The organism is Streptomyces sp. CA-181903 (assembly GCF_050937075.1).
Classification (GTDB): Bacteria; Actinomycetota; Actinomycetes; order Streptomycetales; family Streptomycetaceae; genus Streptomyces.
On record NZ_JBNJLY010000001.1, the window covers coordinates 7,297,956 to 7,311,811 of the forward strand.

General features: G+C 75.4%; 12 protein-coding genes. 6 read left to right on the forward strand and 6 right to left on the reverse strand.

The window, feature by feature from the left end:
• Positions 1–109: 109 nt before the first annotated feature.
• The 5 genes from ACQEVS_RS32345 to ACQEVS_RS32365 all read left to right on the forward strand — a co-directional run bounded on the left by ACQEVS_RS32345 (position 110) and on the right by ACQEVS_RS32365 (position 6,236).
• Entirely contained in the window at positions 110–1,516 is a 1,407-nt protein-coding gene (locus ACQEVS_RS32345) for a hypothetical protein (RefSeq protein ID WP_433026897.1), read from the forward strand.
• 61 nt (positions 1,517–1,577) lie between these two features.
• The gene (locus ACQEVS_RS32350; RefSeq protein ID WP_433026900.1) at positions 1,578–2,846 is read left to right on the forward strand and encodes an AAA family ATPase; all 1,269 of its coding nucleotides are present in this window, start codon (positions 1,578–1,580) and stop codon (positions 2,844–2,846) included.
• Complete coding sequence (locus ACQEVS_RS32355; protein ID WP_433026903.1) at positions 2,843–4,222, forward strand: vWA domain-containing protein; 1,380 nt, start codon at positions 2,843–2,845, stop codon at positions 4,220–4,222. Before ACQEVS_RS32350 ends, ACQEVS_RS32355 begins: the two co-directional genes overlap by 4 nt.
• Before the next feature lie 47 nt (positions 4,223–4,269).
• Complete coding sequence (locus tag ACQEVS_RS32360) at positions 4,270–5,142, forward strand: endo alpha-1,4 polygalactosaminidase (RefSeq protein WP_433026906.1); 873 nt, start codon at positions 4,270–4,272, stop codon at positions 5,140–5,142.
• A gap of 113 nt (positions 5,143–5,255) precedes the next feature.
• Positions 5,256–6,236, forward strand: coding sequence for a DUF1259 domain-containing protein (locus ACQEVS_RS32365; RefSeq protein WP_433026909.1), 981 nt, complete (start codon positions 5,256–5,258; stop codon positions 6,234–6,236).
• Positions 6,237–6,297: 61 nt separating this feature from the next.
• Here the strand turns inward: ACQEVS_RS32365 and ACQEVS_RS32370 are convergent, their stop codons facing one another.
• The 6 genes from ACQEVS_RS32370 to lanL all read right to left on the reverse strand — a co-directional run bounded on the left by ACQEVS_RS32370 (position 6,298) and on the right by lanL (position 12,625).
• On the reverse strand, positions 6,298–6,801 hold the full coding sequence (locus tag ACQEVS_RS32370) for a metallophosphoesterase family protein (protein ID WP_433026912.1): 504 nt from the start codon (positions 6,799–6,801) through the stop codon (positions 6,298–6,300).
• Between the two features lie 146 nt (positions 6,802–6,947).
• Positions 6,948–7,859, reverse strand: a complete 912-nt coding sequence (locus ACQEVS_RS32375) for a glycoside hydrolase family 19 protein (protein WP_433028138.1) — start codon at positions 7,857–7,859, stop codon at positions 6,948–6,950.
• Between the two features lie 362 nt (positions 7,860–8,221).
• Positions 8,222–9,307, reverse strand: a complete 1,086-nt coding sequence (locus ACQEVS_RS32380) for a lanthionine synthetase LanC family protein (RefSeq protein ID WP_433026915.1) — start codon at positions 9,305–9,307, stop codon at positions 8,222–8,224.
• A gap of 130 nt (positions 9,308–9,437) precedes the next feature.
• The gene (locus ACQEVS_RS32385; RefSeq protein ID WP_433026918.1) at positions 9,438–9,566 is read right to left on the reverse strand and encodes a hypothetical protein; all 129 of its coding nucleotides are present in this window, start codon (positions 9,564–9,566) and stop codon (positions 9,438–9,440) included.
• A gap of 5 nt (positions 9,567–9,571) precedes the next feature.
• The gene (locus ACQEVS_RS32390) at positions 9,572–9,733 is read right to left on the reverse strand and encodes a hypothetical protein (protein ID WP_433026921.1); all 162 of its coding nucleotides are present in this window, start codon (positions 9,731–9,733) and stop codon (positions 9,572–9,574) included.
• Between the two features lie 66 nt (positions 9,734–9,799).
• Positions 9,800–12,625, reverse strand: a complete 2,826-nt coding sequence (gene lanL / locus ACQEVS_RS32395; protein WP_433026924.1) for a class IV lanthionine synthetase LanL — start codon at positions 12,623–12,625, stop codon at positions 9,800–9,802.
• 296 nt (positions 12,626–12,921) lie between these two features.
• On the opposite strand from lanL, the gene ACQEVS_RS32400 reads away from it, so the two are divergent.
• On the forward strand, positions 12,922–13,797 hold the full coding sequence (locus ACQEVS_RS32400) for a chitosanase (protein ID WP_433026927.1): 876 nt from the start codon (positions 12,922–12,924) through the stop codon (positions 13,795–13,797).
• Positions 13,798–13,856: the final 59 nt, after the last annotated feature.

Consider the following 13,856-nt stretch of genomic DNA (forward strand, 5'->3'; position numbering starts at 1 on the left):
GTGGCGGGTAATTCCCTGGCGGCCGCCGCCCGGCGGACGATACGGTCACCGCGATGACGACTTACTCCTCTCACAGATCGGGGGTCCCGTCCGCGCAAGGTGAGTGCTGATGAACACTCACATCGCGAACGGGGATTCCCGCTTCTCCTTCTGGCCGCGCGTGCGCGAGTTCGCCGTGCCGCCCTCCATGATCGAAACCGCCACCGCCCGCCGGCACGCGGGGGACTGGGCGGGAGCGTGCGCCGCCGCCGGATTCGACGTGGACCTGGACCTCCGGGCCACGGCCCGCGCCCACGGCCGGGAGCTCGCCGCCCGGATCCGGACCGACCTCCGCCACCTGGCGCCCGACCTGCTGCGCTGGCACCTGCCGAGAATCGCCCCCGACGGGCTGTTGCGCCCCGGCCTCACCCTCACGCTGGCCCGCCACACCAGTCGGACCGGCCGTCCCGTGCACCTGGTGGTCCGGACCGCGCCCGCGTGGGCGGACGCCGGACAGCGCGTCAGCCTCGCGCTGTGGGACGGCGACGGTTCCGGGCCCGGTGGGCGGTCCCACCCCCACCCGCACCCGAACCGTCGGTTCCGCCTCGACCTGCACCGGCACCTGTGGGACGCCCGGAACTCCGGTGAGCTGCGGCCGCGGTCCGGGGCCGGCCTGCCCTCCGGCGGCCACCACCCCGTACCGGAAGCGCCGGGCGAGCCGCCGCACGGGCTGCTCCGGCCCGCCGTCGACCGGTGGGCCGAGGAGGCGGCGATCCTGCTCCGCGCCGAAGGCCGGTCCGCCGGGCCCGTCCTCGTCCGGTGCGGGCACCGGCGCCGGCTGCTCCTCGACGTGGACGCGGACGGCGACGGGCCGCCCTCGGCGCGAGTCGCTCCCGCATCGGCCCGCGCCGACGTCACCGCGCTGCCGGTGCTGCCCGACGCGGCGACCTGGGTGCCGCCCGACCTCGAACTGCTCCGCGCCGGTGCCGTCGAGGCCCACCGGCTGCATCCGCTGGTCGCCGCCGCCCTGGCACCGGGCCACGCGCCCGCCGACGCGCCCCGGGAGCCGGAGGCGGCCGGCCGGCTCCACCTCGTCGAGTGCCGGGACGACGGGGGAGGCGGCCGTACGACGCACCGGATCGGCCTCGTCGACGGGGTGCTCGTCCCGCTCGACCACGACCCGGACACCCTCCGGCGGGAGGAACTGCTCGCCGCCCTGACCGGCACCCCGCTGCCCTGCCTCCAGGCCGTCGACGAGGCACACCGCCGTCCCGACTGCCTCACCGGTGTCCGCGAACGCCTCGACCACGGGGACGTCGCGGGCGCGCTGGCCGTCGTCGAAGGTCTGCTGGGAGCCGGCGCGTCGTTGCGCGACGGCGCCCTGCGCGACGCCCTGGAGACGGCCGCGCGCCGACGGATCACGCACGGGATGTACCGGGCGGGCCTGACCGGCGCCGGACCCGCGCCCGTCCGCGCCGGCGCCTACGCCCCGCCCCGCGCCCGCCGCGCCCACCCGCGGCACGCGACCTCCAACTGACCCCAGGCAACGCCCCCTTCACCCATCGGCCCCTCCGGCCCCGCACCCACAGGTGAACCACATGCCCAGCCCTACCGCCGTTCTCTCTGGTCCCTCTGATCCCTCCGACGCCTCCCGGCTCGACGTCGCCGGCGCCCTGCTCTCCCTGCTGCGCGAGACCACCACCGAACCGCGCCCCGACCTCCGACTGGAGGCCCTGACCCTCGCCGTCGCCGCCGACCTCCCCGTCCTGCTGTGGGGCGAGCCGGGGATCGGCAAGACCGCGGCCCTGACCCAGCTCGCGGCGGCCCTCGACCTCCCGCTCACCACCGTCATCGCCAGCGTCCACGAACCGTCCGACTTCTCCGGCCTGCCCGTGATCGGGGACGACCCCGCCGAACAGGGCGTGCCGATGGCCCCGCCGGACTGGGCGGTACGCCTGGTCCGCGCGGGCCGCGGGCTGCTGTTCCTGGACGAACTCTCCACCGCCCCGCCGGCCGTCCAGGCCGCCCTGCTCCGGCTCGTCCTCGAACGCCGGATCGGCGCCCTGCGGCTGCCGCCCGCCGTCCGCATCGTGGCCGCCGCCAACCCGCGGGCCTCGGCCGCCGACGGCTGGGAGCTGAGCCCGCCGCTGGCCAACCGGTTCGTCCACCTCCAGTGGACCCACGACCCCGAGACCGTCGTCCGGGGCCTCGGCGGAATCTGGCCCCGGGCCGTCCTGCCCCGGCTCGATCCCGGCAGGCTGCCGGAGGCCGTGGCCCTCGCGCGCCGGGCGGTGTGCGGGCTCCTCGCCGCACGGCCCGCGCTCGTCCACCGGCTGCCCAGCGGCGAGACCCGACGCGGCGGCCCCTGGCCGTCACCCCGCAGCTGGGAGGCGGCGCTGCGGCTGACCGCCTTCGCGACGGCCGCCGGGTCCTCCCGCGACGTGCTGTCCTCGCTGGTCCGGGGCACGGTCGGCGACGGCCCCGGGCTCGAACTGCTGGCCTTCCTCGACCGGATGGACCTGCCGGACCCCGAGACCCTCCTCGCCGACCCCGCCGGCGCCGTCCTTCCCGAGCGGGGCGACCGGCGGCAGGCCGCGCTCGACGCCGTGGTGGCGGCGGTCCGCGAACGGCCCGAGCGGTCCCGCTGGGACGCGGCCTGGACCCTCCTGTCCCGGGCCGCCGAGACCGGCGCCCCCGATCTCGTGGTCGTTCCCGCCACCACCCTCGCCGCCCTGCGCCGGGCGGACTGGGATGTTCCGGCAGCCATCGAGGGGCTCGCCGGGGTCGTGGGCCTCTCCCGGCGGGCCGACCGGGCGGCGCACCGCGCGGCGGAACGCGCGGGGTCCGGCGCGCGGGGCGGGCGATGACCGGGGAGGGCGGGCGGACGACGCCGAACGCCTCCCGCACGCGGCCCGCGCGGCACGCCGGCCCCGCGGCCCGGCCGGCCCGCCCCGGGGCGCGAGCCACCGCGGCGGGAGGCGGGAGAGCCCCGGGCGCCCGGCAAACCCCGGACGCCTCCGACGCCTTGGACACCGACAAGCTGTTCGCCGCCCGGCTGCACGCCGCCCGCGTGCGGCCGTACCTGGCGACGGCCCTGTTCGCGCTGCGCACCGTCGCCTCGTGGCGGGTGCCGACCATGGCCGTCGACCGGTACTGGCGGTGCTACGTCTCACCGGCGTTCGTCACCGGCACGCCGGTCGAGGAACTGGCCGGCGTCTGGGTGCACGAGGTGTCCCACCTGCTGCGCGACCACCACGGGCGCGGCGAGCGGATCGCCCGGGAGCGCGGACTGACCGGCCGCGCCGACCGGTTGCGGATGAACATCGCCGCGGACTGCGAGATCAACGACGACATGTTCGGCGACGGCCTGGTCCGGCCCGAAGGCGCGCTCGTCCCCGCGGCCCTGGGGATGCCCCACGGCGAGTTGATGGAGGACTACCTGAGCCGCTTCGGCCTCGGGTGTTACGACCGCGACCTGGCCTGGCTCGACTGCGGCAGCGGCGCCGACGGGCTGGAACGGGAATGGGACCTGGGGCCGGAGGGCGCGGACGCGCTCAGTGAACAGGAGCGGGACGCGGTCCGGTTCCGGGTGGCCCAGGGGATCACCGCCCGCCCGGGGGACTCCCCGCGCGGCTGGCGGCGGTGGGCCGAGGAGGTGTGCCACCCGCCGCAGCCGTGGCGGGAGTTGCTCGGTGCGGCGGTCCGCTCGGCCACCGCCGGTTCCGGCGCGGGCGAGGACTACTCGTACGGGCGGCCGGCGCGCCGTTCGGCCGGAGTGCCCGGGGCGGTACTGCCGAGTCTGCGGCGCCGGCCGCCCCGGGTGGCGGTGGTCGTCGACACGTCGGGTTCCGTCAGCGACACCGAACTGGGCAGCGCGCTGCTGGAAGTGGCCGCGATCTCCCGCGCGGTCGGCGGCCGCCGCGACCTGGTCACCGTCGTCCCCTGCGACGCGGCGGCGCAGTGCGTGCACTCCCTCTGCCGCGCCGAGGGGATTCCGCTGACGGGCGGTGGCGGCACCGACCTGCGGGCCGGGTTCGCGAGGGCGCTCGGGGCCCCGCGGCGCCCTGACGTCGTCGTGGCCCTGACGGACGGTCAGACGCCGTGGCCGGAGGTCCGGCCGCCGTGCCGGACGGTGGTCGGCTTGTTCCGGCGGCCGGACAAGGGCCCGTCGTGGGACGAGGACGACCCCGGCTACATCCCGGACGCGCCGCCCGCGTGGGCGCGGGTCGTGGAGATCGGGTAGCGGCCCGCGCGGACGGGCCGGCGGCGGCCGGAACGTAAGGTGGCTTCGTGACGATTCTCCGCTCCCGCGCCGCAATCGCCGTCATGGCCCTGTCCACGGTCCTTGTCACGGCTTGTTCCGCCACCGGATCCGACGAGGACACCGGTTCCCCTGCGTCCGCGCACGCCGACGCCACGGAGAAGGCACGGATACCGGAGAAGGTCCGGATACCGGACGCGAACACCGCCTTCGACTACCAGCTGGGCGGCGCCTATCCGCCGCCCGGCGGCGTACGGGCCGTGTCCCGCGACCGGTCGGCCAGGCCCGCCGCCGGGATGTACAACATCTGCTACGTCAACGCCTTCCAGACGCAGCCCGGTGACGCCGTCGACTGGTGGAAGAAGCGCCACCCGGACCTGCTCCTGAAGAACGACGACGGGGACCTGGTCGTCGACGAGGACTGGCACGAGCCCCTGCTGGACATCTCCACCCCGGCCAAGCGCGACGCCCTGATGAAGATCGTCGGTCCCTGGATCGACGGCTGCGCGGACGCCGGCTTCGACGCGGTGGAACCCGACAACCTCGACTCTTACGAGCGCTCCGACGGAAAGCTCACCCCCGAGCACGCGGCGGCCTTCGCCCGCCTCCTGACCGCCCGCGCCCACCGCAAGCACCTCGCGGTGGCCCAGAAGAACACCGCCGACCTGCTGCCCCGGCGCACCCGCATCGGCTTCGACTTCGCCGTCGTCGAGGAGTGCGGGCGGTACAAGGAGTGCCCCGACTACAGCGAGGCGTACGGCGGCCGGATCTTCGACATCGAGTACGTGGAGAAGGACTTCACCGCCGCCTGCCGCGCCTGGGGCGGAAAACTGTCCATCACCCTCCGCGACCACGACGTCCGCCCCGCCGGCTCCCGGGGATACGTCCGCGCGTCCTGCTGAGACCGCCCGTCGTTCCGGCGCGCGGAGCCGCTGCCCCGGACGGGTGCTCCCGTATCGCCGCCCCGAACGTCCCGGTGTGGGATGAGAGGACGGCAACCGGAGCGGAGGCGTTTATGCGACAGGGCCGACTGTACGGCGCGGACGAGGGAAGGCGGAGGGCGGCGCGGCGGTCCCTGGTGGCGGGGATCGCGCTGCTGTCCGTGCTGTTCACGGCGGGGGCCGCGCGGCCCGACGCCCATCACACGCGGCGGATCCAGCCCTCGCTCACCCGGGAGTCCGACTGGCGGGACGTGGCGACGGTGCTGGGGCACAAGGGCGTGCTCGTCGACCGCCGGGCCTACGGGATCGGGTTCCCCCGGGCCGATCTCGACGTGGTCAGCAAGGGGTACCACGTCAAGGCCATCGGGTCGTTCGTCTCGTTCATCCGCTACCCCGACCAGCAGACCATGATGATGGGCGAACTGGCGGTCACCGAGCGGGAAGTGCGGAAGGTGCTCGACGTCCTGAACGCCCACGGCATCTCGCAGACGTCCCTGCACAAGCATCTGCCCACCCACAGCCCGGCGCTCTGGTGGGTGCACTTCCACGCCATGGGCACCAAGCCGCTGAACATGGCCCGGGGGCTGCGGGCGGCGCTGGACGCCACCGGCACCCCCGCCGTCTCGGGCACCCCGAGGAAGGTCGCGCTGGGCCTGGACCAGCCGGCCGTCGACAAGGCGCTCGGCGCCAGAGGACGCGCACAGGGGCGGGTCTACAAGGTCACCTTCGCCCGCAGGGAGACCGTCGCCGACCACGGCCGGGTCCTGCCCCGGATGACCGGCGCCACCACCGCGTTGATCTTCCAGCCCGTCGGCGACGGCAAGGTGCTGCTCAACGGGGACATCGCCGTCGTCGCGAAGGAGGCCCCGGCCACCATGAAGGCGCTCCGGCACGGCGGCGTGGACATCATCAGCTTCCACAGCCACATGCTCACCGACGAGCCCAGGCTGTTCTTCCTGCACCTGTGGGCGGTCGGCGACCCGGTCCGGATCGCCAAGAACCTCCGAAGCGCCATCCGTCACACCAACGCCGCGGCCACCGCGACGACGTCCTGACGGAAGAAGACGACACGACGTCCCGACGGGGGAAGGGGACATCCCGCCGGGCGAAGAAGCGTCACGCACGCCGGGGCAGCGCGTGCAGCCGTACGCCGGTGAGCCGGCCCCCGTCGACGCGGGCCGTCATATAGGTGCAGTGCGGCTGCCGGCGCCGGTCCGTGGGGGAGCCGGGGTTGAGCAGCCGCAGCCCGCCGTCGGCCGTGGAGTCCCAGGGGATGTGGCTGTGGCCGAACACCAGCACGTCCAGATCGGGGAAGCGCTCCGCGCAGCGCCGTTCGCGGCCCTGCGCCGCGCCGGTCTCGTGCACGACGCCGAACCGCAGCCCGCCGAACTCCGCGTACGCCACCTCCGGCAGCCGGCACCGCAGTTCGGGGCCGTCGTTGTTGCCGTACACGGCGAGCAGCCGCCGCGACCGCGCCTCCAGCAGGTCCAGCGTGGCGGCGTCCACCCAGTCGCCCGCGTGGATCACCACATCGGCCCGCGGTACGAGGTCGAGGAGCTCCGGCGGCAGGGCCTTGGCCCGTTTCGGCAGATGAGTGTCGGACATCAGCAGCAGTTCCACCCGGCCGACGGTAGCCCGGCCACCGCCCCGCCGCCGGGAGCCGACCGGCCGTGTTCCCGGTGGAGACGAGAGGCCGGGGACACACACGGACGCGGGGGACGCGAGCGCTCGGAGTGCCGCGCACCGGCCCGCGTCCGCCCGCGGGCTCAGCAGTACAGGTCGCCGCCCGGCGCGACGCCGAGGATCTGGGCGAACTTCCGGTAGCTGTCCACCCGGTGCTGCACCTGGGCCGGGTTCCGGCCGTCGCACTCGACGGACCCGTTGATGCTGCGGATCGTCTGGCCGAAACCGCGGCCGTTGACCATGGCGTCGTGCGGCGTCATGCTGCCCGGGCCGCGCTGGGTGTTCCAGTACCAGAGCGCCGTCTTCCAGGCGACGGACGCGTCGTTCTGTACCAGCCACGGGTTCTTCAGCAGGTCCAGACCGAGTGCGTCCCCGGCCGCCTTGTAGTTGAAGTTCCAGCTGATCTGGAGGGGCCCGCGCCCGTAGTAGGCGGCCTGCCCGGCCGGACAGCCGTAGGGCTGTTTCCAGTCGCAGTACGTGGGGTAGTTGGCGGTGTTCTGCTCCACGATGTGCACCAGGCCGCCGGTCTCGTGGTCGACGTTGGCGAGGAACGCCGCCGCCTCCTGCCGGCGGACCGTGTCGCTGCCCGTGTGGGCGAAGCCCGGATACGCCTTCAAGGCCGCCACCAGGCCGCTGTACGTGTAGAAGTTGTTCCGGTTCGGGAACATCTGCCGGAACTGGGCCTCGCTCACCACGAAACCGCCCGGCTGCGGGTTGCCGCCGGAGCAGGTGTACGGGTCCCAGTACCAGGTGCTGATCAGCGGGTCGTAGCCCGGGTTGTCGTGCTCCGCGACGTAGTACTTGCCGTCCGTGTAGCGGACGACCGTTCCGGCGGGATACCAGGTGCCCGCCGCCCAGTTGGGCGCGTTGTCGCAGCTGCCCGCGGCACGCGCGGTGGGCGCGGCTGGGGCGGCGGAGGCCGTGGGGCCTACGACGGCCAGACCCGTCGTGGCGACGACGGCCGTCAGCAGGGCGGCCAAGCGGTGTCTCACGATCACGAGAACTCCTGGGGTCGGAGGGGCGGATGACTCGGGTGCGGCGGATACGGCGGGTGCGGCGGACGCGGTCGGGGCGCACGGCGGTCGAGCGGCGGGGCGTCCGGGACGGGCGCGGGAGGAGCACCGTCCGCGGAAGCCGCCGGGGGAGGGGTGCCGTGACACGGAAACGGCGTCACACGCATGCGTTTCCGTCCCACCGCATGACCGGCTGCTCGCATCGGGCAGTGAACAACCTTCGTTGAAAAGTTGTCAACGAGCTGTCAGATTCGGTTGCGAAATCAGGCCACAACGGAAACAGACCGCACTATCGGGCGGAGGGCATGTCACCGTTCTTTTCCGGCCGTTCACCCGGACGGGCGTCATGCCAGAAGGAGCGCCCGGTCCCACCCCGGTGCGGCGTCCGTCGCCGCGCCCAGGAGGGCGAGCGTCACCCCCGCGGCGCCGTCGAGGAAGCCGGGGCCGCCGCCGGACGGGAGGGGGCCGGCCGCGAGGCGGGCGGCGGCGGTGGTGAGTCCGGGGTCGCCCGTGTCGTGGGCGAAGCGTGAGGTGATGTGCAGGAGTCCCGTCACGCCGTGGCAGAGGCCGGGGTCGCCGTCGACGCGCCGCCGCTCGGGAGGGCGCCGCAGGGCGGCCCGCAACGCCCGTACCGCGAGACCGCGCAGCTCGGCGTCGTCCAGCGCCGTACCCGCCAGCCACAGGGCGCGGGCGATTCCCGGGCCGCCCCGGCACCACGAGGCGCGCAGCGGGCGGCCGGTGGCCGGGGCGGGCCAGTCCGGGCCCCAGGCGTCGTCGGCGCGGCCTGCGGCGAGTGCCGCGGCCAGCCGGACGGCCGCCTCCCGCTGGCCCGGAACGGTTGCTTCCGCTGCGAGGGCCAGCGCGAGGAGGGCGAGCGGACCGGCGGTCCCGTGCGCCATCCCGGGGTCGGGCCGGTCGGGAAATCGGGTCCGGGTGAGGGCGGTGAGCACCGTCCGCAGCGCTTCGGCCGCCGCCGGATCGTCGCGGCGGCAGAGCAGGTACGCGCCCGCGCCCGTCAGACCCGCGACGACGTCGACGGCCCGGGACGAGTACGGGCCGTCGGCGGCCCGCCGGGCCCGCGCGGTCACCTCGTCGACGACGTGGCGGTGCAGCGCCGCCTCGTCGTGGGACAGCGACCAGACGGCGAAGGCCAGCCCCGCCGCCCCGCCGAAGAGCCCCGGGGAAGCGCCGAGCCGGGCGTAACCCCGCAGCGCCGCGGCCAGGTAGCCCTCGGCGAGGGCGCCGTACCCCCGCCCGGGCAGGGCCCGGTCGAGCCAGTGGTAGGCGAGGGCCAGACCGGCGCCGCCGCCGGCCAGGTCGGGCCGGACGCTGTGGGGCACGCGGTGCGGTCGCGCGCTGGCGGCGAGGCGGTCGAGGACGGCGGCGCGCTCGCGGGCGGGCAGGACGGGAGCCCATGCCGCGTCGGTCACCTGGGAACTCCGTTCCGGACGTGGCAGGTCGGGGTCGGACGCGGCGCCCTCCGCCCCGGCCCGGCGGCGGCCGGGGTCCCGCGCGGGCGGTCCGGGTGACGGAGGCGCCCGCGCGGAACCGGCGTCCGGCTTACGGCCGACAGCGCGGCGGGTCCGTGCACTGGCCACTCGTGTGGTCCGTGTCGCAGCACATGACCGGTTCCAGCGCCTGCTCATCCGTCTCGGGCAGTTCCTGGAGCTCCAGAACGGCGTCCTCCATCCTTCTCACCTCCTCTCACCGCGGCCCACGGGCACTCGGGAGAGCGGACAGCGCGGCGGATCCGTGACGTCCCGGCTCGTCCCGGCGGTGTCGCAGCACATCCACGGCTCCCGTACCCGGCCCTCCGCCTCGGGCGGTTCCCGCGGCGCGAGGACGCTCTCGTGCATGTCCCCCCTCCTCCGGCACGGCGCGCACTTCCGGCAGTGGGATGCGGCGCCGTGCGGCGGCCGGTGTCACGGCGGCGGGTCGTCGGACCGGCCTGGCGGCGCAGGGCCGGCGCCGGCCGCCGGCGGTCCGTCTCCGGCGGTTCCTGCGACCGGAGGACCATCGCCGCCATGTCCGTCGCCTCCTCTGGCTCCGCCACGTCCGTCGCCTCGTCGGGCTCCGCCACGTCGGTCGCCTCCCCGGGGCCCGTCGACCATCCACGGGCGCCCGCCCCCGTGCGCCAGCCGCAGCAGCAGGTCCAGGGGTCCGGCCAGGCCGACTTGGTAGCTCGCGCAGAACTCGCGGAGCGTGTCGTCGGGGACGAGCAGCCGTCCGTCCCGCCGCGCCGCCCGCGCGGACAGGCAGAAGGCGGCCTCCCCGGCCCGGACCCGGTAGCCGGCGTCGCCGGTCAGGTCGGCGACGTCCAGCAGGAACTGGGCGTTTCCGGCCACGCCGTGGCACGCCCCGGTGCCGACCCGCCAGCGGTCCGCGTACACCGCGCGGGCCGCCCGCTCGGCGTACTCCCGGAACAGCGGCTCACCGGTCGCCCGCCACAGCCGGACCAGCGTCGTACCGATGCCGGAGGCGCCGTTGCACCAGAAGTCGAGGCCCGTCCGCTCCGTACGGCCCGGCCCCTTGGGCCACAGGGCGATGTCGCCCCGGCACTCGGCCACCGCGCACAGGGCGTACCCGCCGCCGGCCGCGATGTCGACGAGTTCCGGACGGCCGAGGTCGCGGCCCGCCGCCAGCAGGAACGCGGCGTGGCCGGCGACCCCGTGGGCGAAGCCGTACAGGGCGGAGCCCGCGAGCTCCCGGCGGCGCTCCGGGCCGAGCGGCCAGTCCACCCCGCCGTCGGCCGCCGCCGTGCGGCGGAGCACGCCGTCCGCGCACCGGGACGCCCGCTCGGCGAAGCGCGGGTCGCCGGTGGCGTGCCACAGGTGCAGCTGGGCCAGCCCGGCGCCGGCGAGACCGTGGCAGACGTCCGGGTTGTCCCACTCCAGCGGGATGCGCAGGGCGAACGCGCGTGCCGACTCCGCGAGTTCGGGGTCGTCGAGGGTCAGCGCCGCGTCGTGCAGCGCCCACGCCGTGCCCGAGCGGCCGAAGTAGAGCCCGGGCAGGACGCGGCCGGGGAGCGCGAGCCGGGCGGCGATCCAGTCGGCCGCCGTGCGCAGCAGCGGTACGAGCCCGGGCGCCCGGCCGGTGCGCACCGCCCGGTCGAGGACGGCCAGGACGCCCGCCGCGCCCTGCTGGACGTTGCACGGGTCGCCCTCCGGCAGCGAACGGGGGCGGGGCCAGAGGTGTGACGAGGCGGGCGTGACCGTCGCGGCGATGTGGGCCAGCCCGTCGTCCAGCAGCCGGTCGAGCGCCGTTCCCTCCAGGACGGGACCGGACGTGTCCGGCGCCCCCTCGGCCCTCTCGGCGTCGAGGAACGCGGCGGCCCACCCCAGCGTCCGGCGGCCGGCCGCCTCGGCGGTGAGGCCGAGGACGAGCGGGGCGAGGGCGCGCAGCGCGGGGCGGTCCGCGGCCGCCGCCCGGATCATCACGGCGAGCCGTTCACCGGCGGGCCGGGCGGGCGCGGTGTCCGGCGCGAGCAGCGGGTTGATGCCGGTGACGGCGTGCAGCAGGGTGGTGCCGAGACCGAAGCAGTCCACCTCCGGACCGGGCACGGGCACGGTCCCGGTGAGGGAGAGGTACTCGGGGGCGGTGAACCCCTGGGTGCCCGCGACATGCGCCGTGCCTCCCGAGCGGACCGCGCACTCCAGGTCGACGAGGACGGGCGTGCCGTCCGGCCGAACCACGACGTTGGTCGGTTTGAGGTCGCGGAGGACGAAGCCGGCCGCGTGCGCGGCACCGACCAGGCGGGTCAGGCCGCGGGCGAGGCGCCACGCCGTCACGGCCGGCAGCCGGCCGCCGTTCCGCGACGCCTCGTCCGCCGCCCACCGGTGCAGGTTCTCGCCGTCGATCAGCTCCTCGGCCAGGAACACATGGCCGCCGGCCGTGAAGACGCCCCGGGGCGCGGGGGTGATGCCGAGCGGCGCCAGCCGCGCCAGCACCTCGGCCTCGTAGCGCAGCCAGTCGCGCGCGTCCGTGCCGCCGGGCCGGGCGCCGACGTGGGCGCGGGCCTCCTTCAGCAGGACGTCCTCGCCGGTGCGCCGGTCGAGGGCGCGGTAGACGCCGCCGCGGTTGGAGTGCCGGACCGCCTCGCGGACGAGGTAGCGGCCGGCGAGGAGCACGGGGTCGCCGCGCCGGCGCGAGCCGGCCGGCCGCGCGGGCGGGTCGAACGGCGGGCGGGCCCAAGGGGGCGGCGAGAACCACGCGTTGCGTTCGTCGGGGACCAGGCTGCCGTCCGGGGCCAGCAGCCGCCCCCGGTAGAAGCCCTCGTCGTCGAGTTCGCGCGGCGGCGCGAAACAGCCGAACCGGTAGTGGACCAGGCTGTCCGGCCGGTACCGCCGGTCGGACAGGATCGCCGGCCCGGCCAGCCCGAGCGTGGCCCGGTGCAGCTCCTCGGCGAGCGCGCGCGACTGCCCGTCGTCGGCCGGGTAGGCGGTGAGGAACTTGCCGGAGTGTTCGCGCGGCGCCCGTACGGAGGTGAGGTCGGCGGTGACGCGCGGCGACACCGCGAACTTGAACGCGCACCCGTGCGCCACCAGGACGCCCGCCGCCGCCTCCAGGACGCGGGGGGCGGACTCGACGGTCGCCGGCAGGTGCAGCTTCCAGCCCTGCCGCCGCGACCGGTGCCCCACCGGCCGCACCATGCACCACGTCTCACCGTCCCGCAGCGTCCACCGGGACCGCCCGGTCCCCAGGACCCGCAGGACGACGGCCTGATAGCTCGCCTGGAGGCTCACCGTCACACGGCGAGCGTGGCACGGCCGCCCCGCGCGGTCGAGGGCTTCGCCGGAACGGTCTTGCGGGGAGGTGCCCGCCTGATTGCGCGGCGGCTCGGGGAAGTGCGGCGCCCGCCTGCGAGCGGCTAGTTGGCCGAAAACAGTCGAACGATGGTGTTTCCGCGCGCTTTACGCGCACTTAAGCGGATCGGCCCTTGTGGCGGAAGTGACGAAAGCGCTTCAATGCGACCTGGCCGACCGGAAACGCCGTACACCGGCTCTTACGGCCACCTTCTGACGACTCATCAGGAACGGAGATCCGTATGCCGCGGCTGCCGCAGCGCACGACGAAGAAGTTCCCCCTCACGGCCCTCGCGGGTGTGACCCTGGCCCTGCCCGCCCTCGTCCTCGGCGGGACGCCGGCCGCCTCCGCCGCCTCCGCGGCCCCCGCCCCCGCGTCGTCCCTCCGCACACCGGCGGCCTCCGCGGCCGGGCTGGAGGACCCGCACAAGAAGGACATCGCCATGCGGCTCGTCTGCAGCGCGGAGAACTCCTCGCTCGAGTGGCGCCGCTACTTCGACTACATCGAGCCCTACGACGACGGCCGCGGCTACACCGGCGGCATCATCGGCTTCACCTCGGGCACCGGCGACATGCTGCGGCTGGTCGAGGAGTACACCAAGAAGAAGCCCGGCAACCCGCTCGCGCCCTTCCTGCCCGCCCTGCGCAAGGCCGACGGGTCCGACACCCACGCCGGCCTCGGCAAGCCCTTCGAGGAGGCGTGGCACAAGGCCGCCCGGGACAAGGCGTTCCAGGACGCGCAGGAGGACCTGCGCGACCGCATGTACTTCGACCCGGCCGTCAAGCAGGCGAAGGAGGACGGGCTGCGCACCCTCGGGCAGTTCGTCTACTACGACGCGATGGTGATGCACGGCCCCGGTGACAGCAAGGACAGCTTCGGCGGCATCCGCAAGGCCGCCCTCAAGAAGGCCAGGCCGCCGGCGTGGGGCGGGGACGAGAAGGCGTACCTCGACGCGTTCCTCGACGCCCGCAAGAAGGTGATGAAGGCCGAGAAGGCGCACAGCGACACCAGCCGGATCGACACGGCCCAGCGCGTCTTCCTGAACGACGGCAACCTCGACCTGGAGCCGCCGCTCAAGTGGAAGGTGTACGGCGACTCGTACCGCATCGACAAGTAGCGCGGCCGCGGGGTTCCGGGGCCCGGACCCCGGGCGCGGAACCCCGCTCCCACGCGCCG

Bases quoted from the DNA above. Each gene is read 5' to 3' on its own strand.
- ACQEVS_RS32345 (WP_433026897.1), top strand. From the start codon at position 110: ATGAACACTCACATCGCGAACGGGGATTCCCGCTTCTCCTTCTGGCCG.
- ACQEVS_RS32350 (WP_433026900.1), top strand. From the start codon at position 1,578: ATGCCCAGCCCTACCGCCGTTCTCTCTGGTCCCTCTGATCCCTCCGAC.
- ACQEVS_RS32355 (WP_433026903.1), top strand. From the start codon at position 2,843: ATGACCGGGGAGGGCGGGCGGACGACGCCGAACGCCTCCCGCACGCGG.
- ACQEVS_RS32365 (WP_433026909.1), top strand. From the start codon at position 5,256: ATGCGACAGGGCCGACTGTACGGCGCGGACGAGGGAAGGCGGAGGGCG.
- ACQEVS_RS32385 (WP_433026918.1), bottom strand. From the start codon at position 9,566: ATGGAGGACGCCGTTCTGGAGCTCCAGGAACTGCCCGAGACGGATGAG.
- ACQEVS_RS32390 (WP_433026921.1), bottom strand. From the start codon at position 9,733: ATGCACGAGAGCGTCCTCGCGCCGCGGGAACCGCCCGAGGCGGAGGGC.
- ACQEVS_RS32400 (WP_433026927.1), top strand. From the start codon at position 12,922: ATGCCGCGGCTGCCGCAGCGCACGACGAAGAAGTTCCCCCTCACGGCC.